Genomic DNA, 22239 nt, shown 5'->3' with positions numbered 1-22239 from the left:
TAGTTATAGCTAGTTTCAAAAATTCTTTCAATCTTTCTTTAAATATAGACTGAAATTCTTCTAGTAGGTTTATTCCTTCATTTAATAATCACCAATCAACTTCTTTTTTTGAAAACGAAATATTCGTTACTCAAATAAGATCACTTCCTTGATAAACCTAAGTTAAAATTTATTTTTATTAAATAGAATTTAATATAATCATTTTTAACCCTATTCCAAAACCCTCTCCAAAACAACCCCCTCAAAAAATCCCCCACGTTCCTCTTTCTTCACCCTCCTCTTCTCAAACAATTCCTCTTCCGTATATCCCAAACTACCAGCAAGTCCCACCAATACCTCTAAAACATCCGCTAATTCCTCTAAATTCTTATCTTCCAAATATTCATTAACTTCTTCCATCAACTTCTCTTCAAGTAATTTCCCATACTCTTCTTTTCCTGCTATATGTATATCAAACTTCTTCCCACTTTTCTCTATTACCTGTGGAATTAAATCCCTCACTAATTTGTTATAAACCTTCATTTTTCTTTCCCAACCTTTCCTTATAATACTTTCTTGTTCTATAATCAATAACATCTTTAAATTGCTTTATAAAGCTAACATTATCCTTAAATTCCTCTAATTTTTCATTTAAACAATAAAATTCATCCTTCAAATAAAAGAATTCAGGCGCACTTGATAAAAAAGCTTTTTCAGGGTTATTTTTAGCTAAAGTTATAAATCCAGTTTTGCCCCAACCTTTATAGTTTTCACTAGATTTATGTTGAGTTAAATCTATATAATTAGAACCTTTTTCATAAAATCCTTTAAAGCTTTCATAAACATCATCTTCTGAAAGGCTAAATTTCATCTTTCCTTCATTATAAAAACCTAAAAGAATAGGCATTTTATAGCTTTTAGTCATAACAGTTGCTTCAATCATTTTAATAAATTCATGACCAATTGTTCCAACTAATAAACTTTCTTCCTCTGTAACCTCTCCAATTTCCTCTAAAAACCAAAGATAATCTCTAAACACATTACTCTTAGAATTTAAAAGCTTAAAAAGTTCATCATCAAAATAAGTATAAAACTGTACCCTACTTGGTCTTTCCTGTATATATTCCTTGATTCTGTAGTATTCCTCTACAACAAATCTAGGAACACTTAACTGAGACCCCTTAATAACAATATCCTTAAGCTCAGTAAACTTCTTTTCAGCTTCTGATTGCTTTTTAAATATATCTACAATTCTAAAATCAAAATCCACAATACAATCCTGTGGGTAATCCTCTGGTTTTGGATTAAAATTCCCTTTTGACTTTGAAGCATAGTCCTTTATATTCCCAGTTAAGAAGAAAGGAATCAAATTTGCCTTCTTATAATTCCCTATAAAGTCTAACACATTTAAGTATTCCTTACCCTTACTTTTTCTAAGTCCACGCCCTAGCTGTTGCAAAAATACTGTTGGCGATTCTGTCGGTCTTAAAAACATAACTAAATCAACCTCTGGCACATCAAGCCCTTCATTAAACATATCCACAGAAAATATTACATTGATTTCCCCAAGCTTTAGTTTTTCAAGAGCTTCTTTTCTTTCCATAGAAAATTCACTTTTTTCTCCACTATAAACTGCGCAAGCTTTAATATTATTTTCCAGGAAATATTTAGCCATATATTCTGCATGACTACGACTTGTGCAAAATCCTAAAGCTCTTTCACTTCTATATTTCTCATAATGCTTTAAGATAACTTCTGCTCTCTTATTAATCATTAAAGCTTCTTCAAGACTTTTCTCATCATATTTCCCATTCTTAAATATTATGTTCTCATAATCAGTTTCATCATATACTCCATAATATCTAAAAGGTACTAAAAATCCTTTATCAATAGCTCCTTTTAAACGAAGCTCATAAACCACATTATAATCACAAAGTGCAAAAACATCTTTATTATCAAGTCTTTCAGGCGTAGCTGTAAGTCCCAAAAGAAATTTAGGTGTAAAATAATCCAAAACCTTTTGATAATTACCTGCTACAGCATGATGAAATTCATCCATTATTATGTAATCAAATTCATCTTTCTTAAAATACTCCTCATTCAAATACTTACTTTGACCTAAAGTTTGAACTGATGCAAATAAGATATCCTTATCCTTATTTTTTTCTATCCCATTAAAAATTCCTGTTTTATCCTTAGGTCTAATAATTTTAAAGGTAGCTTCAGCTTGCTTTAAGATTTCCTCCCTATGAGCCACAAATAAAACTTTCTTAAACTCTAAAGAATCAAAAGCCCCTAAATACGTCTTACCTATGCCAGTCGCAGCAACAACTATCACCTTATCTAAACCCTCAGCTCTTGCTTTCTTAAGTTCATATAATGCCTCAATTTGTGCTTCCTTAGGTCTTATAAGGTCAATTATACTATGATCCTTTTCCTCACTTTTTTCTATATCATAATAAACCTTAGGCTTTTTCCAGCTTTCAGAATACTTTTTCATTTCTGCTTCATCTATAATTATTGAATTATTAAGAAACAGCTCCTCAAAAGTTCCTTTAAAGCTGTTATAATCCACATCATTTGCTTCTTTCTCCAATCTATAATTCCATTCAATTCCACTAGTTAAAGCAGACCTAGAAATATTAGAAGAGCCTACAAAAATATCTCCACCCGTTTCATAGTCAACTATGTAAGCTTTAGGATGGAAAGATCTTTTACGCTCCTTGTAAAATCTCAAATCCACATCATCACCAAATATATCCTTTAACATATAAAGTGCCTGTGGCTGAGTTATATTTAAATAATTCCCTGTAAGTATCCTTATGGGAATGTTCTTTTCTTTTATAAGTTTTAAATCTTCCGAAAGTATATGTACTCCTGATTCCATTAGAAAGGCTACTATTATATCTATACTTCTAGCTTTCTTGAAAGATTCTCTTAAGTAATCAACAAAATGATCTGTGTTTCCTGTAATACAATTACTTTTTGTTATTATACCTTTAGACGTAATATCATCAAAGCTTAAATAATTATCCTGCTGTAGTAATTCTTTTGTCTCATCCATTATTATAGCTTCCCTTCTCATTCGAGTTAGGCACATAAAAAATATCATACCAAAAGTGTGCCTTTATTCCCATAAAATACTATTATTACTTAATATTCTATATAAAATACAAAATTCCTTCTTGTATAACATCTGCAATGCAATATATTATATGTGAGCATAAAAATAGGAGCTTAAAACTAAACTCCTCTCTAAACCACTGATGTTTCCTATAAATTGTTATATACTTATATTTCCAAACACACTTTTAGTTAAAAACATAAAATACTAGTTACGTAAGTTTTGTAACTAATCTTTCAACTTTTAATTTTCAGTTTATATATTTCTTTAGATCTTCAATAGACTCCATATCAAATATCTCCGTACCAATAGTTTCAAGTTTTTCCTCTGGTAAATTGATTCTTTTCTACTTAATCACCATTTCCTTCACCACAATTTTAATCATTTAATGAATTATTCCACTCCATATGATACTATTATTTAGAGGGGTTTGAAAATGTGAGTTACAATGTGGAATGGAAAAAGGCACGGAAATGTTGGTAAAGAATGGATGGATAGGAGGTATGAGATGATTGAAGCGCGTGAGCCCATAATTGTAGAGTTTCCTTTGAGGGGAGAATGGCTCTCTCCTAACACTCCAGGGACAAAAATTCCAAGTCACGGAACAGACCAGTTAGGAACAAGATATGCTTATGACTTTATACAAGTGGATTGGGAAAGAAAGGGCTTGCCCGCCTATCGCGTTAGCTTGGCGCAATATCTTCTTTTTGGTGTTCCCTTAAATGAATATTATTGCTTTGGCCAAGAAGTATATGCACCTTGCGATGGGATCATTGTCAAATCCGAGGACGGTTATAAAGAACGAGGACGAACGAATTTGCTTTTAGATATGTCTAATGCTTATAAAAATGCTCATTATTTTGATCCGAAAAAAGACGACATACAATCAGTTGCTGGCAACTACATCATTATGGAATGTGGCGACCATGTATATGCTGGGTTAGTCCATCTTCAAACAGGGTCTATTCAGGTTTCAGTTGGCCAGATTGTAAAGAAAGGTGAAGTTATTGGTAAAGTGGGTCATTCAGGCAATTCTTTTGCTCCACATTTGCATTTTCAGCTTATGGATAGCAGTGACATATCTACTGCAAACGGATTGCCTTGTGCTTTTGAACAATATGAAGTATTCCAAGATGGAGAGTGGCAAAAAGTAGTAAATGGTATTCCCACAGATAAAGATAGGATAAGGTTTGGTTCCTTTTAAGGAAAATGAAACTTCATCCTCTTCCCATATTTTTTCCTTCTTATTATATTTGGAATATAATACACATACTTTTAATCTTAAATTAAAATTCAATTTTTGTTTTCTTGAACAAACTTTATCATTTCCTTATGAGTAATATCAGGATGAAAGTATCTAGGCTTATCCAATAGTTTACCCTTAAACATTATTGCCTGATTAGGACAATACTGTATACAAGCCATACATCTTTGGCAATTATGTTGAAATTCCGGCTTATTATTTTTCATTACAATATTTTTAACAGAACATACTTTAATGCAAATACTACAACCATTACATTTCTCATTGGCACTAAATTCTTTATCCCAAGGTCTTGTATCCTCTACAATTTTACTTGAGGTTAGTATATGGGGCATCTTATAAAGAAGATAACTACTCTTTTCAATCTCTTCTTTTTCACCTTTTACATCTACAGCAATTTGAATAGACTTATTTTCCTGATCTTTTAATGATTGCTTAAGTTTCTCTCCTTTACTAACAATTAAATTATAATACCATGCAACAATATAGTTACTAGATACTATCATTGACTTACCATAGTTTAATTTCTTCCCCTTATTTTCTAATTCCCTTTTTAGAAATTCCAAACTGTAACCAATGTTGCCCCCTGCTGTTACTACTGAAAAAATATAGTTTGTGTTATCTAAATTTAATTTTCTAACAAAACTCGTAACAATTGTTGGCATTTCACCATAATAACAAGGAAATATAAATCCAACTTTGGAACTTTCAACTTTAATTTCATTCTCCTTTTTTTCTATTAACTCCTTAGCAATAGATTTTATCTCTACTTCTCCTACTAACTCACTAGCAATTTTACTTGCCACAGCTAACGCTGTTCCTGTTCCACTAAATACATAAATTGTTGTTTCCATTTACATACACTACCTTTCAAATAAAATGTTTGTTCGAAAAAAACTACTTTTCTCTTTTTTTCTCGATCACTACAATTTACTTAGACATTAACCATATTATTATTACATTACCATATAATAATTTGTGTAACAAATATTCACTATTAGACATTAATACAAAAACAAGTTTAAAAATATTCAAAATACCCCTAACCCCTGATGTTTCCTATAAATTGTTATATACTTATATCCTTAAACACACTTTTAGTTAAAAATATAAAAGACTAGTTACGTAAGTTTTGTAACTAATCTTTCAACTTTTAATTTTCAGTTTATATATTTCTTTAGATCCTCAATAGACTCCATATCAAATATCTCCATACCAATAGTTTCAAGTTTTTCCTCTGGTAAAGTCATAATTTTATTTTTATATTCATCAGGAAGTATTTTAAACTTTTTTGTTAGTTGCATAATCAAAAGCTCTGATTTACCTTCTTTGTTAGCTCCATTCAATCTATTTTGTTCATCCATAATAGCAAGTTCTCTTAAGTCAATTAATCTTCTAAGCTCTTTATCTGAACTTATATCATATAATACATCCATTGCTTCTTTTATTTCACCATCAGTTTTCGCCATATCATGAATCTCCTCTCCACTTGGATTTGCTAAAAAAGTTAACCATCTATGAAGTTTATCATTATAATCTTTATGTGCTATATTAAATTTAGGTAATTCAATAAAAATAATTTCACATAAATCACATAGCATTTTTTTGGTTTTTTTATTATGATAAAGATAATTATTTATAAAGTTATCTTCATCTAGATAATTAAAATTTAAAATGTTTATGGTAATAGTTCTACTCAAAGCTGAATAATCTTCACCTTTTTTTAGCTGACTTAATATCATTTTAGATAAGTAGAATATAGTTCGCTTAATCATATTATACTGGTTTATAAGCTGAATTTCCACATTAAGTAGAGAACCAAAATCTATGATTTTGTGTGAATCACTTACTCAGCGAACACATGTGAGTCGAGTTTCCTTTATATTCATTTGAGTTTCAGTAATTACGTGTAGGTCTAAAATACTTAACTTCTCACTAGTTAAAAGTGTTACATCCAATTGTTTTTCTTCAAAAGATACCTCTTTAATTTTATCTAATCCATCAAGTTCAAGTACTGCATTTAAAAAATGAATTAATATATGCTTATCCGACTCACATTCGCTCGCATAAAATTCTTTCTTTATTTATAGAATTAACTCTTAATTAATGCTATTATTTTATTAAAAGATTATGAGAGTTAAATTAGGCAATAATATAAATGAAGGAGGTTTATTCATGTTAATAGATCCAATCAAAACTTATACTTATACAGATTATCTCACCTTTGATGAAAATGAAAGAATAGAGATAATAGAAGGAGAAATTATTAATATGAGCCCAGCTCCAAGTAGAATACACCAAGAAATAATAACTGCAATTTTAATGGAATTAGGAAATTACATTAAAAACAATAATGGTCCTTGTAAAGTTTATCCTGCACCCTTTGATGTAATACTTAAAAATAATGATGAAGACTTAGTTAATAGTAAAAATATAGTTCAGCCCGACATATCTGTTATTTGTGATAAAAGTAAATTAACTGATAAAGGTTGCACTGGATCACCTGATATGATTGTTGAAGTTGTATCTCCTGGGAGTCCTAGAAATGATTATATAAGAAAATTGAATTTATATGAAAAATTTAAGGTTAAAGAATATTGGATTATTAATCCTATCAAAAAGAATATATTAGTTTATGTATTAACTGAAAATGGATATGATGCTCCTACATCTTATACCTTTAATGATAAAGTTAATGTAAACATTTATGATAACCTAGAAATCGACTTTAATTCTATTGATCTATAATCATTATTTTTTAATTCTAAACTAATTAGGACTACCTAAAATGGTAGTCCTAAATTAGCACCATTCTCCTTTATATATTCGTTGTGAAATCTCTTCAATCCCTGATGTTTCCTATAAATATTTATATATTTTCATATTTACATAGCAAACTATTTTTCTTTAAACATATGTACCTTTAAAAATATATTCCTATAAACATGTTTTCCTATAAACATATTTTCCTAGAAATATTTAAACCTATTTTTATTTTAATATAGTTTCATATAAATCTATAAATCTATAAATCTATAAATATATAAATCTATAAATCTATAAAAAAATTTTAATATTTTCCTATTAAAGTATTTATATATTTTCAATATCTTTATATATCTTATATGAAGGGTAATTAAATCTATTGCAAGTAGTGACCTTCATCCCGCTATAATTGCTGCATATTTATAGAAGATATCACGAGAAAATTAAAGTATAGAGAGGAAGGGAATATTAATGAACATGGCTATAAAAAATTCAAAAAGCAAAGGTGAAATTAAGGATGATTTTTCTACTAATGAAAATGAGTCAGCAGATATATTTACTTTCTCTGAAGGAGAGCTTAAATTAGAAGGAACTCTTTTAAAGTCATTTTCTTTTGACTCTGAGGAAGAACCTATTGAGCAATCTATAAGTTCTCCAAGCGCTTTAATCACACCTCCATCAAATTTAACTTCTAATAAAAGCACCTTTGATTCTGATAATAAAAAAGAAAATTTAGATCATAGAACCTTAAAAGCTAATCCAAATGGCAGAACTCCGTCTATTGATGGTGAAGCTTTTGATATGGTGAGATCTTATACCTTAAGGCGCTCTACTATAAGAATCTTAAGTAAAATCAAAGTCATTCATAGTGATGATAATATTTATTTAAATACCATTGTTGATGAAGCTATTTGTTATTATTATGAATATATTAAAAATAATAATGAATAAACCTACAAAAATCAATTAAGATTTCCGTAGGTTTCATGGTGGAGGCGAAGCGCATGGAATCCCTGTCTAAAAAATCCACATCATTTATTTAACAGCCACCCCATTACTATCAAATTTATATCCATAAATATCGTTATCATGAATCATTTCGCCATTTGAATAAAAACAATAATCCTTTTCCATCGTCCTTTATTCATCCTGTTTCCAATCGTAAATCATCCAACCATCAGCATCAAATAAATACCACTTTCCATCTATGAATTCCCATGATTCTTTAGTATAACTTCCGTCCATATGCTTATACCACCATTTATTATTCTCATTTTTCCAAGTTCCGAGTGTAATACCTATGCTTTTAAGCAAAACATCTTCCGTAAATGAATTTACATCACATTTTCCACGTGCTCCAAGAATTTCTCCATTTTCAGTATATTGATGACCTATTCTAAATGCAAAAAAATTAGAAGGCAGGTTCCAGGGATCATTATTATAATTTGCTTCCCAAAAAGGATAATCTTTTATAATGTTTTGTATATCTTCTAAATTAGATATAAAGCTTGTATAAGAATAAATGCCTAGTTGAAATGGGCATAATTCCTTAAATGCCTTCATAAATCTAATTACAAAATCACATAATCCTTCAAATTCAGTTTCAATATCTAACATAGGAATCAGATCCCACTCATAATCTTTAATCTTCTTATAAAAGTTTTCTGCCTGTGCTTCTGGAGAGCTTGTGCTAACTAAAAAATGATATGCTCCAACCTTTAAGCCATTTGTTTTACATTCATTATAAAAACCTTCCATTTTGCTATCTTGAAAGGTTTTGCCCTCTGTAGCTTTTACATAAACATACTCAACACCATCTGCTGCAGCTTGGCTAAAATCAATATTCCCATTATTATTTGATATATCTATTCCCTTAATATATCCCATTTTTTCCTCACCACCCTAAAAGTTTCTTTTCAAGCTCCTTATAATCATATTTCCTTGATTCAAAGTTAATAAATCTAAGGTTTGGTTTTTCCCGAGTACACGATAACTTAACAGCTTCACAATCACCAAATTCCATTTCTTCATAGGTTTTAGGATACCATTATTTCAAAGAATATATTCTTTACTGCATCTGGAGCTTTAGTAAAGAAATCTGTAGCTTCATTAACAGCGAAAAATGTTACAAAAATTGATGTAGCTTAAAAGTAAAAAGGGACTCGTTACTTAATTATTATTTTGTAACGAGTCCTTTTCCATATATTCTCCTGCCTTCTTTGAAAAATAATTTTCATACTGACTCTTACTTGCCTTACTAAAATATTCTTTTGCTAATTCTGGTTCATTTAATTTTAGATAGGTCATTCCAAGAAAATAATTATATTCTATATCATAAGTAAATTTGTCATAAACAAGAGTAGATTTTTTCAAACTAAAAATCACTTTTCTCCTTTTTTCTTTATTAACATAGGCTTCTATATACCTTAAAGCTTCCTTTTGATTTCCTTTTACTGTTTCAAAATAGGCTCTAATAGGATAAGCTTCTTCTGGATTGAAAAGTTCTACTGCTTTTTCATAATATTCTATAGCTGCATGTACATTTTCTTCTAAAAGTATTAAACTGCTTGCCCTTAAAAAAAAGTATCCCCACTTTATATTTTCATCACAGCTCTTTAAATCCATTTTATCTAAACAGCTTTCCACTTCATAAAAATCACCTTTTCTATGGTGACAAACTGAGATATTATATAGCATCGCATTTACTATTTTTGTATTTCTCCCATGCTTTTTCATAGTTTTCTTAAAACTTTCAATTGCCTTATTATATTCACCTTTATATAATGAATTCAAATTATTCATACCTCTTGTGAACACAAATAACAGAGCACTAATAACTACACCAAAATAAATTATTATCCAATCCTTTAGTTCCATATGAATCCTACTAACTCTAAGTATTGCTCCTAAAATTGCACCGCATAATAACATAAGAATAAGCTTAAAATATTTATTCATTTTTCTCTCTTCTCCCATAAAGCATTACATGAAATTTTGATTTTTTTACATATTATGTTCATTTATATCAAGTGTAACACTCTCTAATACTTTTTGATCAGTGAATTGATAGTGGTATAAATTTCTTTCCATCAATTTCTTCTAAATGTTTAGTTGTGTCACTCCACTCATATGTGAATCCATTATCAATTAAGTCCTGCAATTTTGTTTTTCCAGGTTCAATCGAAAGATCATCATATGGAAAATTTATTCTAAATCAAATGAAAATTCAATCGTAGAATGTTCAATAATATCAATATTTTCTATATATATTTTACCACAAAAGCATATTTTTTACTGTACAATCCATATTTTTTTCATATAGAAACGGGAGAATATAATATTTCACCTTCATGTTCTTTAATTATAAATTTAATTTGTAATTTTAACAAACCGAAAAAAGTCTACCTGAATATATATCCAAGTAGACTTCTTTATAAAATAAATTTTATTTCACTGCTTCTTCATATAATTTATTAGCAAAATCCCAATTAACAACACTCCACCATGCTCCAACATAATCTGGTCTTTTGTTTTGGTATTTTAAATAGTATGCATGTTCCCAAACATCTAATGTTAATACTGGTTTCAATCCTTCACTAACTGGAGTATCTTGATTTGCAGTAGATACAACTTCTAACTCCTTATCCTTGTTAACTACTAGCCAGGCCCATCCACTACCAAATCTTGTAGCAGCAGCTTTTGCAAAAGCTTCTTTAAATGCATCGAAACTTCCAAATTTTGCATTTATAGCTTCTAATAGAGCTCCTTTTTCCTGCCCTCCATTTGGGGATAATAACTTCCAGAATAGAGAATGATTAAAGTGTCCTCCTCCATTATTTCTAACAGCAGTTCTTATATCTGCTGGAACACTCTCTAAATCCTTAACCAATTCTTCAACTGATTTGTCTTGAAGTTCTGGATAATTTTCAAGTGCTGCATTTAAGTTATTTACATAAGTTGCATGATGTTTTGAATGATGTATTGTCATTGTAGTTTCATCTATATATGGCTCTAACGCATTATATTTATATTCTAATTGTGGTAATTCATGTTTCATTTCCTCTACCTCCAAACATTTATTTTCTATGTTTCAATATTAACACAGTTGATAACAATAATCAATAGTATTTGATAACGATTTGAAATTAATATCAGATTTTTACTCTTTTCATCTCCAAAAATCCACCCACTATAATTTTAGCTTCCAATAATGGAAATTTAACAGCTCTATTCAATATAAATTTATTATAACAGAATAAATCATTATAGCTCAGAATGGCATTTATTAACTTATTAAAACAAAAAAACCTCGAGAAATCGAGGTTTTTTATGTATTTCAACTTCTTTTTATGTGTGTAAGGATTGTAATTTTTCAAATATTTTTGGATGATTTTTTTTTATATTAATTATCTTAAAACTTTTGCTTACAAATACATGTAAAGTGCTTCCTTTAGCAATCTCTTTTTGATCCTTTTCTCTAATTACTGAATAATTAAATTCTACTTTAATTGGTGTTAATTCCTTAACCCAAGTTTTAATAATTAATTCATCCTCATATTTTGCTCCAATAATATATTTGCAACTGCTCTCAGCTAAAGGTATCAATATACCTTCTTCTTCCATTTCGCTATAACTCATTTTACTTCCTTTTATAAAATCTGTTCTACCTGCTTCAAACCAAATTAAATAATTAGAGTGATGCACTATCCCCATTTGATCTGTTTCTGCATACCTTACTACAATTTTTGTTTCGCTAATATACAATTAATACACTCCTTTTTAGGCAAACTGCCATGTAATCTAAATCGTGATGTTTTTATCTTACTATCCAATTAAATTAATTGTGAAGCTCCTTATAAATATTATCTATATTCTATTTTACCATCAGGATATTGTGCAAATCTTCCTTTTTCTCTTGGATGAACAAAATCATCACGTTCCCATGGCCATCCTCCAAATCCAGTGCTTCTATAATCAGCAAAAGCATCCTTAATTTCTTTATCAGATGTCATTACAAAAGGTCCATAACTTACAACAGGTTCTCCAATTGGTTCTCCCTCTAAAAGCAGTAGATAGCTTTCCACTTTACCATTCTTTATTTCTATTATTTCATCTCCTGCAAGTTTTACACTATGATAAACTTCAACACTTGTTTCATTAATATTTATTTTATCTCCTTCATAGAAGTAAACAGTTCTGTTTAATGTAGAAGATACTTTAGGAAGCTCTATACTAGCCTCAGGTTCCATGCGAATAAGCCAGATTCCTACATTGTTATCCTTTTTCCTTGCCCATGAATTAGGCGAAGAATCCAAACTTTTAGTACCATTATAAGAGCCTGAAATCAGCCTTATAGTACTTGTTTTACCTGCATCATTTTTAGATTGTATAACTGGTATATCTTCTGCCCAAAGCATTTTATAATGTGGTTCTACAAATTTATCTTTTCTAGGTAGATTGACCCAAATCTGAAACAATTCTAATGGATTATTTTTTTCTGTATTGATTAAAGGAAACATTTCTGTATGATTACAGCCTTTGCCAGCAGTAAGCCACTGCACATCCCCAGCTCCATATCTACCTGTAGCACCTGCTGAATCTGCATGATCAACATATCCATCTAACACTATTGTAACTGTTTCAAAACCTCTATGTGGATGTTGTGGAAATCCTGGAATAGTATCACCGTGATACATATTAAAGCCATTTATTCCCTGAAAGTCATTGCCAATATTCCTACCTTCTAGAGAGGCATTTGGTCCCATTTCATTATTTCCATTTGGATAAGCATCCTTATGATGTGCACAAAATATAAAAGGATCATTTGTCCTCCATTGAGAAGTTAATTTATTTATTTCAAGTACATTTTTCTTCATTATCTTGACCTCCTTAAACACCTATTGTCTGTACCTATGCTATTAACTCTATCTTAATTAACAATTCAAAAATTATTAATTAATAATCATTATCTATTGATTTGATTGTATCATAACTTTTCTTACTTGTATATTTTTTTAGGATATTTCAAAGCTTTTCAAAGATTTTCTTTAGCTACTATATTAAAAAGTTGATTATTTAATTCTGGAGGCTCTTGTTCCTAAACATCAATGGCTACACCTGAAATTTTTTCATTCCTAATTGCTTCAATTAAATCAAGTTCATTGATAATAGCACCATTGAAGTATTTATAATACAAGCTTGTGGCTTCACAAGTTCTAATGTGGACTTATGAATTTAAATATTCTTCATAACCTAATCCTTCATTTTATCCATTTTTTATATTCTCTATATTTTGCATACATAAATTATAGCAAAAAGCCCCAAAACCCTGATGTTTCCTATAAATTGTTATATTGTTATCTTTTTATATTGTTGTATTCTTAACTTTTTTCCTTTTTAAATTGTAAAACATTTATCTTTAAAAACATATTCCTTTTTTTAAATATTTATTGGAAACTTTAAAACATTATTTCTTTTTTAAAAGGTTTCTTTAAATCTTTAAAAACATATTTCTTTTTTCAAAGGTTTATGGATTTATTTAAAAAAATTTTTATTTTTTCCTTTTTAACCATTTATATTTTTCTAAAACTTTATATATATTAATTGAAGCTATTATTTATTCTAAATATATTTTAAGGGGGACGCAACAATGAGTTTAACTACAAATAAATCAAAAAGTAAAGATAAAATCAAAGATGATTTTTGCGTTAATGAAGTCGAATCAAAAGAAATATTTAATTTTTCTGAGGGTGAACTAAAAATAGAAGGTACTCTTTTAAAATCATTTTCCTTTGACTCTGAAGATGAACTAATGGAGATTCCTATAACAGCTCAGAACTTTTCGGAAGCTGGTGAAATAGATTTAAATCTTAATAAAAATCCCATTGTTAATCTTGTGAGTAAATCAAATCCAACTGATGATAAAAGCTGCCAAAGCCATGATAATAAAAATGATATTTTAGATAACAGAACCTTAAAAGCTAATCCAAATGGCAGGACTCCACCAGTTAATGGGGAAGTATATGATATGATAAGAACTTATACCTTAAGACGCTCTACTGTAAGAATCTTAAGCAAAATTAAAGTTATTCATAATGATGACAATGTTTATTTAAATACTATTGTTGATGAGGCTATTCGTTATTATTATGAATATCTTGAAGGTACAAATAAGTGAATTATTTTAAGTATCAAAAATCCCCCCATAGTCTCAATTAAAACAATCGAAACTATGGGGAGATTATTAAAATCATAGTTTAGCAATAATACTACAACTAAATATTTTTAATATCTTCAAAATTGAATCGTGGAAATAAATATATAGGAATAGTATAAATTTTATGAGCAATCCCACCTTCAGTTAATCCTTTAAGATAAATAGCAAAATTTATCTTCCCATTATTTAACGACTTGGTTATAGTTTTTCCTGAGTTTTTTCCTGATTTAACTTCTATACCATAAACATAACCATTTTCTCTATTCCTATAAACAAAATCTAATTCTCCATCACCATATACAGCAAACATTGGTACTGTCGATATTTTATCTAATAAACATTGATAAACAAAAGTTTCATTCAGCATCCCATTAGCTTCCGATAATAATACATTAGATTTGTTCATAACATAATTTGCCATTCCCATATCCCCTAAAAAATATCTTTGCCGTTTTTTTATGTTAGTAAAATCAAATTCTACTAATTTATCGCAGTCTTTAACAAACTTTGATGTATAAAACCATTGCAGAGCTCTATTGCAATTTTCTTTATTTATATTACTTGAATATTGCTTTACTATAATTTGCTGCAATTCTTCTGCATAACTTCCTGAGCTAAAACCTTTTTTATTATTTGCAAGTATTTGAACTATTGCATTTATACAGTCTTCAAACATTCTAGCATTTAATATATCCCCATCAAAATATCTTGCAGATTCTTCACAAAACACTCTTAATAATTTTCTAAATAAATCGTCTATATTTTCTATTCCATTTTTCAAGTATTCACAAACTATTTCTGGATATCCACCTACAATGCAATAGTCTTCATATTTATTATAAATCAATTCATAATTACTTTTCTCAGATTTTCCATATAGATCCAAGGATTCATAAACCTCGATTAAATTAATAGCATTAATGAATTCTACGAAAGATAAGGGTTTTATTTCAAGAAAATCCACGTCACCCATAGGAGACCAAAATTCCTTTTGCATTACAACTCTGCCTAAATAACTTCCTGTCATAATAAAATGAGTTTTAAATTTTCTAGCAAATTGTCTTATCATATTATATATTTTATATGATTCCTGAATCTCATCTATTATTATTACACATTCTCTGTCGTCTTTAAATTTCTTGGAAAATCGTTTAAACATTTCCTTTAAAGAATTAGTACTTTCTCTATCAAGCTGTCCACTTAAACGTTCTTTTTTTATTTCATCATAAATCGAAAGTAAATCTTCTCCACTTTCTTCCAACAAATTAATGTAAATTATATCTTTATAATTCTCATGGCCAAACTTTTTTACTAAATAAGTCTTTCCAACCTGTCTTGCACCTTCTACTAATAATACTTTATTAGTATGGTTATTTTTCCATTCTAATAATTTATTATAAGCATCACGTTTTAAATATATTAACTTTTCTTCCATACTATCACTTCCTACCTTAGCATATTATATTTTTATTATTAGCTGGTCTAATTATATACTTCTTCATACTTTCATAATAAGCTTGTTCCCTTATATATCTCAATCCTTAATCATTTCCCCATTTGAATAGAGATAATAATCCTTCCCCTCCGCAATATTCTATATTAAATATGAAATTCCTTCTTGTATAGCATTGAGCGTATAACATTTGATACCTCATTATAGCCTATAGTTATTATTTATTTCCTATCAGACATTAATACAAAAACAAGTTGAAAAATGTTCAAATGCACCACTTAAAAGCTAATCCAAATGGCAGGACTCCACCTGTTAATGGCGAAATATATGATATGATAAGAACTTATACCTTAAGACGCTCTACTATAAGAATCTTAAGTAAAATCAAAGTCATTCATAGTGATGATAATATTTATTTAAATACCATTGTTGACGAAGCTATTCGTTATTATTATGAATATCTTAAAAATAATAATAAATAAACCACCTACTAAGCTTACAGTTCCATATACAACTTAATCAAACTTGGAAAATTATGACATCATTTAAAAAGAACTGTAAATACTCATTATATTCTTCATAATTTTCCCTATAAACCTCTAAGATATCTATTAAAGCCTTTCTAGCTTCTTTTAATTCATAGCTATTTAAGTTTAAAGTATCTATTGTATAATTTGCTCTTAAATATTCATTGCTATTTTTATGATTACTTTTAGGTATTATCTCTCCACTCGCAATACTATAATAAAAATAATCATTTGGATTCTCTATAACTGGGTTTATAAATTTATCATCATAATTATTCTTTTTATAAATTCCACAGCTATTTTTTTCATTACACGAAACTAAAATATTATCATAATATTGAAATTCTTTAGGGAATAAATCTCTTGGCTTTATATGTTCTACATGACCATTATCATTTGTATATATTCTTTTTTCACAATAAGGACAATATTCTTCTTGCTCTATAACTAATATATTTTCTTTAATTTTATTTCTAATATCATCCTTATTATAATCTGTCCACGATTTAGGAGTATATTTTTTCTTATATTCTAATAAAAAGTCTGGTTCTTGCCTTTTATTAACCTTTAGCATTCTTTTTGTTCCTAACTGATATATCTAATCTTATTCTCATAATATCTTTATCTAAATCCCCTAAATACGTTCTTAAATAATCAAATAAATTTTTAAATTTTTCTGTATCATATAAATTTTTATTTAAAAGTTCATATATTTTATTTAACTTATTAGTGATATCTTCATTTCTTAAACTATCTAATTTCATAGTTGTACTTAAAATATCTCCTATACTCTTTCCATAAGTTTCACTTAAATTATTATTAGCAATTAATTTAATACCATTATCATCTTTGGTCATTACTCTTAACTCATCAGATGTTATATTTCCAATTACATGGGGTGAATGAGTTGCTATAATTAATTGATTATTATTACCAATGCTTTTATATACATCAATTATCTTTCTTTGCCATTGTGGATGAAGTGATATTTCTGGTTCATCAATTAATATTATAGAGTTATTAACTTCTAAGAACTTTAGTGACAATGCTCTTAAGAATAATTGTTTTTCTCCTGATGATAAACCTGTAATATCAAATTCCTTACCTAAGCTATTTCTAAATATAGGTTTTGTCTCACTGGTTTCAGATAGCCCTATTAATTTCACATCTAAACTCATGATAGAAAAAATACTATTTATATCATCACAAACCGTATCTATAACTTCTCCTATAGTTTTATTTCTGTTTTTAAATATTTCTTTATTTATTTTAGTTGCTATAAATGAGGGTATGTTTTGAGTCATACTTTGATCAACTATATTTTGAAAATATGGTGTAAAATTTAATGTATTGTCAACTTTATTAACCTTTTCAAAATTTATTTCTGTTGGCATATATACAACTTTAGGGTCAGTGGATCTATCTCCTAATTCATAAGCAACCTCTGGACTTAACATTCCAATTTCATTATTCTCTAGCTTCACCGTTGCTGTATATAATGCCGGAGTTAGTTCCACTTTATTATCTCCTACTTCTTCATAACCACGTTCATCTATTTCAAATGAATCATAAATGCACTTTAATAAAGTAGTCTTACCAGAACCATTTTCACCAATAATAACAATAGTATCTAATATTTTTCCATTATTATCTTTAAAATCTATTTCTAACTTATTAAATATTTCATGATTATTAAACTTGATTTTTTCTAATTTCATCCTATATCACCTCTCTTGTCTTTACGATAAATTTCATATAGCCGTTCCTAAAAATATTTTTTATATCTCTATTATACCCTAGCTTTATAATATAAATATAGTATGTTCTCAATATTTCTTAACCAAATCCAATTCTACCAAAAAGTGCACACCCCAACAAAAAAAATGCACACCCCTAATTCCAAAGACATTAGTGGTGTGCATTTCTTCCATTCAAAGCTAAAAACTAACTCTAAAACTTAAAATTTTATACTAAGGTTTATCCCAGAAACAACAAAAGCCCTTGAAATCAAGGGTTTTACATTGTATCACAATTCAAGTGATTATTTGGTGGAGGCGAAGCCCGTGGAATTCCTGTCTAAAAAATCCACATCATTTATTTAACAGCCACCCCATTACTATCAAAACTATACCCATATACACACACATCATGAATCATTTCACCATTTGAATAAAAACAATAATCCTTTCCATCGTCCTTTATCCATCCTGTTTCCATAGCTCCATTATTATCTAAGTGATACCACTTAGAGTCAATTTTAACGCATCCTGTCTGCATTACACCCTCTTCATTAAAATAATACCATTTGCAAGATTTCTTATCATAACACCAGCCTATTTTCATAGCACCATCATTACAATCCCCAAAGTAATACCAATTGCAGCCATCCTTTTTCCAATCGTAAATCATCCAGCCTTTAGCATCAAATAAATACCATTTCCCATTAATGAATTCCCATGAATCTTTGGTATAAGTTTCATCTTCATGCTTATAAAGCCACTTATTATTTTCATTTATCCAAGTTCCTGGAGTAGCTACGGTTTTAAGCAAAACATCTTGGGTAAAGGAATTTACATCAACTTTCCCACTTATTCCTGATATAGCTCCAGTTTCAATATATTGATGCCCAATTCTATTTGTAAAAAAATTCGAAGGCAAATTACAGGGATCATTATTATAATTTGCTTCCCATAGGGGGTAATCTTTTATAATGTTTTGTATAGCTTCTAAATTAGATATAAAGCTTGTATAAGAATAAATGCCTAATTGAAATGGACATAATTCCTTAAATGCATTTATTATCAATGACCTTTATAACTGAAAATGGATTAAAAAGCAATTTTAGCATCAGCGGAGTTAAACCTACTCTTACTCCAGCTGAGGTAAATACCTTAATGGATACCATTATTTCAAAGAATATATTCTTTACTGCATCTGGATCTTTAGTAAAAAAATCTGTAGCCTCATTAACAGCGAAAAATGTTACAAAAATTGATGTAGCTTAAAAGTAAAAAGGGACTCGTTACTTAATTATTATTTTGTAACGAGTCCCTTCTTTGTTTTTATATAAAGATTTATTTAAACATTATTTGCAAAAATAAGAGCTTACAGCAATATATCTTCTTCTTCATCTATTATATTCCACGCTATTATTTTTTTGCTATAATAAAAAATAAATCGATTAAAGTTTCCATCCTTAGAACCATTGGCACAAATATTATACATAAAATAGCCCTCGGCATTCCTGTAGAGGGTTTCATTTGTGGAGGCGAAGTCTGACCTTTGAAATCCACTAATCAATCTTGTCCTATATTAACACTTTCATACGTTTTTCCTATTAACAATATCATTTGTTACATGGCTATCTTTTTTGATAATAATGGGATTAGTATCAGCTCCAATTATACGTACACCCTCATCCACAATTACATTCTTATCTAAAATAGCATTTTTTATATATGCATTTTTCTTTATGTTAGCACTTGCCATAATAATGGATTGTTCAATTACGGCAGATTCAGAAATTTTACATCTTCTTGAAATCAGTGAATCTACGACGGTTCCATCAACTATAGAACCTGAAGCAAAATGACTATTATTTACAACAGAATTTTGTGCATAATAAGTCGGAACCTCATTTGCCAATTTTGTATATATTTTTTGATTTGAATATAGTAAAGAATTAAATTTACTTGGCTTAAGCATGTCCATATTAGCACGATAATATGATGGAATATCATAAATATTACTTAAATAACCTGTATATTCATAATTCATACAAGATACATTATTTATTTTTTCTCTAAGAATTTTGATTATGCTTTCTACTTTTTTATCATAATTTTCTAATACTTCTATAATCCATTCCGTTCTTACAATAAAAATATCCATACATACGTTGTACTTTTCTGTTGGTTCTAATTCTTCCTCGCAGCTATTTCTAAGTGAAATATTCCCATCAGATTCTAAATTAATTAATAAATTGTCACAAGAAATATTTTCAGAAGTAACACGTTTATAAACTACAGTCATACTACGATTGTTTTGTTTATGAATTTTAATAATTGGCTTCAAATCTATATTGCATAGCATTTTACTCCCCATAATTACAGTAATTTCTGAACTTGATTTTCGTAAATAGTCCACCACATGGGAAACAAAACCTTGTTCCGATTCACCTTCTTGATTCTTCTTATTAAAATGCATAATAAATTTGTTTCTAAGAGAATCTAAACCCCATTCTTTTCCTCCATTAATATGATCAAATACTGATTGCATATCATCTTCGTTCATCAAAAGAAATAGCGCTTGAATATTTGCGTTTATAACATTTGATAACTGAAAATCAAGCAAACGGTATTTGCAATCAAATGGAAGCATTGCCAGTGGACGATGAGCTATTAAATCATTTAGCTCTCCATGACAATTTAAATTATCAATTATCCCACTTACTCTGTTAGTATTCATTTGAAACCACCCCTATCACTTCTGAATTACCAACAACAAATATTTCTTCTTCGGAATATACTGTTGCATTGTCACCTATCACTGCATTTTCTCCAATTATTGCATTCTTAATGAAAACATTTTTTCCAATTGTTGCACCAGGCATAATGATACTTTTTTCTATTTTGCTTCCTTCCTTAACACGTACATCCGTAGAGAGAATTGAATCTTTAACTTCTCCTGCAACATAACATCCATCAACGATTAAAGAATTTTTAATAACTGCCGTTTCAGTGAAAAAATGCGGCGGAGAAATTGTATTTTTAGAATAAATTCTCCAATTATGATTGCGCATATCTAAATCATTTTCTATATTGATGAATTCCATATTAGCTTCCCAAAGGGAATCAATTGTTCCAACATCTTTCCAATACCCATCAAAACGATAGGCATATACGTTTTCTCCCGAATCTAGATAGGATGGAATTACATGTTGTCCAAAGTCAATCATTTGACCATCTTTGGAATAGCTGTTAATTAAAACTGTTCGAAGCCTTTGCCAATCAAAAATATAAATTCCCATTGAGGCCAAATTATTTTTTGGTTCTTCTGGTTTTTCTTCAAACTCTATAATACGAGAGTTTTCGTCAGTATTCATAATTCCAAAACGAGAGGCTTCATTAATTGGCACTTCAATTACTGCAACAGTTAGAGACGCATTTTTTTCTTTGTGGAAGTCTAACATTTCTTCGTAATTCATTTTATATATGTGATCACCTGATAAAACCAAAATGTATTCCGGATTGACTTGGTCGATATAAGCAATATTCTGGTATATAGCATGTGCAGTACCTTGAAACCACTTTTCCCCATCTGAACTAGAAAAAGGTTGCAAAATTGTCAAACCAGAATCAATACCATCAAACCCCCAACTAGAACCATTTCCTAAATGCCTGTTTAAAGCTAAAGGTTGATATTGCGTTACAACACCTACCTCTTTTATTCCTGAGTTTGTACAATTACTTAAAGTAAAGTCTATAATTCGGTATCTACCACCAAACGGTACTGCTGGTTTTGCAATATGCTTAGTTAATGCACCTAAACGCGTTCCTTGCCCACCAGCTAGTATCATAGCTAACATCTCTGTTTTCATCATAATATTAGGTGAATAAATCACCTTCCCCCCTTCCATAAATCTTATATAAAAATAATACTTTCATTGACATTATCTGCATGAATAAATTCTAGGCGTTTGTAGTTCATTCTCTTCAGATATGTAATAAACTTGCTGATTAAATCCTTAAAGCTATATAGTTTTTCATCAATATGTTGTTTCGATGCCCTACTTGAACTTCATATATATTCATAATAAATTGATGGATTGTGAGACACAGTAATCATAATTTATGAAACCGATTTCAGAAAACTAACTACAAAAATGCATCTCTGGTATGGACTCAAGCT

General features: G+C 29.0%; 21 protein-coding genes and 1 pseudogene. 6 read left to right on the top strand and 16 right to left on the bottom strand.

Annotated elements, in window-relative coordinates; all coding sequences use genetic code 11:
* Positions 1-210: 210 nt before the first annotated feature.
* Complete coding sequence (locus tag psyc5s11_RS09540; protein WP_224037356.1) at positions 211-522, bottom strand: nucleoside triphosphate pyrophosphohydrolase; 312 nt, start codon at positions 520-522, stop codon at positions 211-213.
* Positions 509-3043: a DEAD/DEAH box helicase family protein gene (locus psyc5s11_RS09535; protein ID WP_224037355.1), complete on the bottom strand. Its 2535-nt coding sequence runs from the start codon at positions 3041-3043 to the stop codon at positions 509-511. The genes psyc5s11_RS09540 and psyc5s11_RS09535 overlap by 14 nt, the downstream gene beginning before the upstream one ends.
* A gap of 568 nt (positions 3044-3611) precedes the next feature.
* On the opposite strand from psyc5s11_RS09535, the gene psyc5s11_RS09530 reads away from it, so the two are divergent.
* Complete coding sequence (locus psyc5s11_RS09530) at positions 3612-4307, top strand: M23 family metallopeptidase (RefSeq protein ID WP_224037354.1); 696 nt, start codon at positions 3612-3614, stop codon at positions 4305-4307.
* An 89-nt stretch (positions 4308-4396) separates the two neighbouring features.
* On the opposite strand, the gene psyc5s11_RS09525 is transcribed toward psyc5s11_RS09530, so the two are convergent.
* The 3 genes and pseudogenes from psyc5s11_RS09525 to psyc5s11_RS09520 all read right to left on the bottom strand — a co-directional run.
* Positions 4397-5221: an EFR1 family ferrodoxin gene (locus psyc5s11_RS09525; protein ID WP_224037353.1), complete on the bottom strand. Its 825-nt coding sequence runs from the start codon at positions 5219-5221 to the stop codon at positions 4397-4399.
* Positions 5222-5527: 306 nt separating this feature from the next.
* A complete protein-coding gene (locus psyc5s11_RS27850) occupies positions 5528-5713 on the bottom strand; it encodes a DUF4351 domain-containing protein (protein WP_258712462.1) in 186 nt (61 codons plus the stop codon).
* Positions 5693-6451, bottom strand: a pseudogene (locus tag psyc5s11_RS09520) (Rpn family recombination-promoting nuclease/putative transposase); the annotation flags it as partial. The gene psyc5s11_RS27850 and the pseudogene psyc5s11_RS09520, both read right to left, overlap by 21 nt.
* A gap of 91 nt (positions 6452-6542) precedes the next feature.
* Here psyc5s11_RS09520 and psyc5s11_RS09515 point away from each other — a divergent pair.
* Together psyc5s11_RS09515 and psyc5s11_RS09510 are read left to right on the top strand one after the other, a co-directional pair.
* The gene (locus tag psyc5s11_RS09515; RefSeq protein WP_224037352.1) at positions 6543-7115 is read left to right on the top strand and encodes a Uma2 family endonuclease; all 573 of its coding nucleotides are present in this window, start codon (positions 6543-6545) and stop codon (positions 7113-7115) included.
* A 489-nt stretch (positions 7116-7604) separates the two neighbouring features.
* Positions 7605-8084 carry a hypothetical protein gene (locus tag psyc5s11_RS09510; RefSeq protein WP_224037351.1) on the top strand — a complete coding sequence of 160 codons (480 nt, stop codon included), beginning with the start codon at positions 7605-7607 and terminating at the stop codon, positions 8082-8084.
* A gap of 189 nt (positions 8085-8273) precedes the next feature.
* Here the strand turns inward: psyc5s11_RS09510 and psyc5s11_RS09505 are convergent, their stop codons facing one another.
* From psyc5s11_RS09505 to psyc5s11_RS09485, 5 genes are all read right to left on the bottom strand, one after another.
* The gene (locus tag psyc5s11_RS09505; RefSeq protein WP_311196422.1) at positions 8274-9020 is read right to left on the bottom strand and encodes a GH25 family lysozyme; all 747 of its coding nucleotides are present in this window, start codon (positions 9018-9020) and stop codon (positions 8274-8276) included.
* A gap of 282 nt (positions 9021-9302) precedes the next feature.
* Positions 9303-10091, bottom strand: coding sequence for a tetratricopeptide repeat protein (locus tag psyc5s11_RS09500; RefSeq protein WP_224037350.1), 789 nt, complete (start codon positions 10089-10091; stop codon positions 9303-9305).
* 487 nt (positions 10092-10578) lie between these two features.
* Positions 10579-11190: a superoxide dismutase gene (locus psyc5s11_RS09495; RefSeq protein ID WP_224037349.1), complete on the bottom strand. Its 612-nt coding sequence runs from the start codon at positions 11188-11190 to the stop codon at positions 10579-10581.
* Between the two features lie 290 nt (positions 11191-11480).
* Positions 11481-11897, bottom strand: coding sequence for an acyl-CoA thioesterase (locus psyc5s11_RS09490; protein WP_224037348.1), 417 nt, complete (start codon positions 11895-11897; stop codon positions 11481-11483).
* 98 nt (positions 11898-11995) lie between these two features.
* Positions 11996-13009, bottom strand: a complete 1014-nt coding sequence (locus psyc5s11_RS09485) for a pirin family protein (RefSeq protein ID WP_224037347.1) — start codon at positions 13007-13009, stop codon at positions 11996-11998.
* A gap of 773 nt (positions 13010-13782) precedes the next feature.
* On the opposite strand from psyc5s11_RS09485, the gene psyc5s11_RS09480 reads away from it, so the two are divergent.
* On the top strand, positions 13783-14310 hold the full coding sequence (locus tag psyc5s11_RS09480; protein ID WP_224037346.1) for a hypothetical protein: 528 nt from the start codon (positions 13783-13785) through the stop codon (positions 14308-14310).
* A gap of 97 nt (positions 14311-14407) precedes the next feature.
* Here the strand turns inward: psyc5s11_RS09480 and psyc5s11_RS09475 are convergent, their stop codons facing one another.
* Positions 14408-15784, bottom strand: coding sequence for an ATP-binding protein (locus psyc5s11_RS09475; RefSeq protein WP_224037345.1), 1377 nt, complete (start codon positions 15782-15784; stop codon positions 14408-14410).
* A gap of 287 nt (positions 15785-16071) precedes the next feature.
* Between psyc5s11_RS09475 and psyc5s11_RS09470 the strand changes: the two genes are divergently transcribed.
* Complete coding sequence (locus tag psyc5s11_RS09470) at positions 16072-16284, top strand: hypothetical protein (protein WP_224037344.1); 213 nt, start codon at positions 16072-16074, stop codon at positions 16282-16284.
* Positions 16285-16321: 37 nt separating this feature from the next.
* Here psyc5s11_RS09470 and psyc5s11_RS09465 read toward each other — a convergent pair whose 3' ends face one another.
* From psyc5s11_RS09465 to psyc5s11_RS09455, 3 genes are all read right to left on the bottom strand, one after another.
* Positions 16322-16903 (bottom strand): retron system putative HNH endonuclease, encoded by a 582-nt coding sequence (locus psyc5s11_RS09465; protein ID WP_224037343.1) that lies wholly within the window; start codon positions 16901-16903, stop codon positions 16322-16324.
* Complete coding sequence (locus psyc5s11_RS09460) at positions 16890-18047, bottom strand: AAA family ATPase (protein ID WP_224037342.1); 1158 nt, start codon at positions 18045-18047, stop codon at positions 16890-16892. The genes psyc5s11_RS09465 and psyc5s11_RS09460 overlap by 14 nt, the downstream gene beginning before the upstream one ends.
* Positions 18048-18423: 376 nt before the next feature.
* Entirely contained in the window at positions 18424-19134 is a 711-nt protein-coding gene (locus psyc5s11_RS09455) for a hypothetical protein (protein WP_224037341.1), read from the bottom strand.
* Between psyc5s11_RS09455 and psyc5s11_RS09450 the strand changes: the two genes are divergently transcribed.
* A complete protein-coding gene (locus psyc5s11_RS09450) occupies positions 19119-19334 on the top strand; it encodes a DUF2922 domain-containing protein (protein ID WP_224037340.1) in 216 nt (71 codons plus the stop codon). The two genes, psyc5s11_RS09455 and psyc5s11_RS09450, sit on opposite strands and share 16 nt — an antisense overlap.
* A gap of 316 nt (positions 19335-19650) precedes the next feature.
* Here the strand turns inward: psyc5s11_RS09450 and glgD are convergent, their stop codons facing one another.
* Positions 19651-20796, bottom strand: coding sequence for a glucose-1-phosphate adenylyltransferase subunit GlgD (gene glgD, locus psyc5s11_RS09445; protein ID WP_224037339.1), 1146 nt, complete (start codon positions 20794-20796; stop codon positions 19651-19653).
* A complete protein-coding gene (locus psyc5s11_RS09440) occupies positions 20786-21931 on the bottom strand; it encodes a glucose-1-phosphate adenylyltransferase (RefSeq protein ID WP_224037338.1) in 1146 nt (381 codons plus the stop codon). Before psyc5s11_RS09440 ends, glgD begins: the two co-directional genes overlap by 11 nt.
* Positions 21932-22239: the final 308 nt, after the last annotated feature.

The sequence above is a fragment of the Clostridium gelidum genome (genome assembly GCF_019977655.1).
Taxonomy (GTDB): domain Bacteria; phylum Bacillota; class Clostridia; order Clostridiales; family Clostridiaceae; genus Clostridium; species Clostridium gelidum.
The sequence above is the reverse complement of the archived record's forward strand: the minus strand, read 5'-3'. Positions and strand labels throughout refer to the sequence as shown.

Excerpts from the sequence above, each read along its gene's own strand:
- psyc5s11_RS09505 (WP_311196422.1), bottom strand. The coding sequence starts at position 9,020 with ATGGGATATATTAAGGGAATAGATATATCAAATAATAATGGGAATATT.
- psyc5s11_RS09515 (WP_224037352.1), top strand. The coding sequence starts at position 6,543 with ATGTTAATAGATCCAATCAAAACTTATACTTATACAGATTATCTCACC.
- psyc5s11_RS09510 (WP_224037351.1), top strand. The coding sequence starts at position 7,605 with ATGAACATGGCTATAAAAAATTCAAAAAGCAAAGGTGAAATTAAGGAT.
- psyc5s11_RS09495 (WP_224037349.1), bottom strand. The coding sequence starts at position 11,190 with ATGAAACATGAATTACCACAATTAGAATATAAATATAATGCGTTAGAG.
- psyc5s11_RS09465 (WP_224037343.1), bottom strand. The coding sequence starts at position 16,903 with ATGCTAAAGGTTAATAAAAGGCAAGAACCAGACTTTTTATTAGAATAT.
- psyc5s11_RS09475 (WP_224037345.1), bottom strand. The coding sequence starts at position 15,784 with ATGGAAGAAAAGTTAATATATTTAAAACGTGATGCTTATAATAAATTA.
- psyc5s11_RS09535 (WP_224037355.1), bottom strand. The coding sequence starts at position 3,043 with ATGGATGAGACAAAAGAATTACTACAGCAGGATAATTATTTAAGCTTT.
- psyc5s11_RS09525 (WP_224037353.1), bottom strand. The coding sequence starts at position 5,221 with ATGGAAACAACAATTTATGTATTTAGTGGAACAGGAACAGCGTTAGCT.
- psyc5s11_RS09500 (WP_224037350.1), bottom strand. The coding sequence starts at position 10,091 with ATGAATAAATATTTTAAGCTTATTCTTATGTTATTATGCGGTGCAATT.
- psyc5s11_RS09530 (WP_224037354.1), top strand. The coding sequence starts at position 3,612 with ATGATTGAAGCGCGTGAGCCCATAATTGTAGAGTTTCCTTTGAGGGGA.
- psyc5s11_RS09485 (WP_224037347.1), bottom strand. The coding sequence starts at position 13,009 with ATGAAGAAAAATGTACTTGAAATAAATAAATTAACTTCTCAATGGAGG.
- psyc5s11_RS09450 (WP_224037340.1), top strand. The coding sequence starts at position 19,119 with ATGCATTTATTATCAATGACCTTTATAACTGAAAATGGATTAAAAAGC.
- psyc5s11_RS09440 (WP_224037338.1), bottom strand. The coding sequence starts at position 21,931 with ATGATGAAAACAGAGATGTTAGCTATGATACTAGCTGGTGGGCAAGGA.
- psyc5s11_RS09540 (WP_224037356.1), bottom strand. The coding sequence starts at position 522 with ATGAAGGTTTATAACAAATTAGTGAGGGATTTAATTCCACAGGTAATA.
- psyc5s11_RS09470 (WP_224037344.1), top strand. The coding sequence starts at position 16,072 with ATGCACCACTTAAAAGCTAATCCAAATGGCAGGACTCCACCTGTTAAT.
- psyc5s11_RS09460 (WP_224037342.1), bottom strand. The coding sequence starts at position 18,047 with ATGAAATTAGAAAAAATCAAGTTTAATAATCATGAAATATTTAATAAG.
- psyc5s11_RS09480 (WP_224037346.1), top strand. The coding sequence starts at position 13,783 with ATGAGTTTAACTACAAATAAATCAAAAAGTAAAGATAAAATCAAAGAT.
- glgD (WP_224037339.1), bottom strand. The coding sequence starts at position 20,796 with ATGAATACTAACAGAGTAAGTGGGATAATTGATAATTTAAATTGTCAT.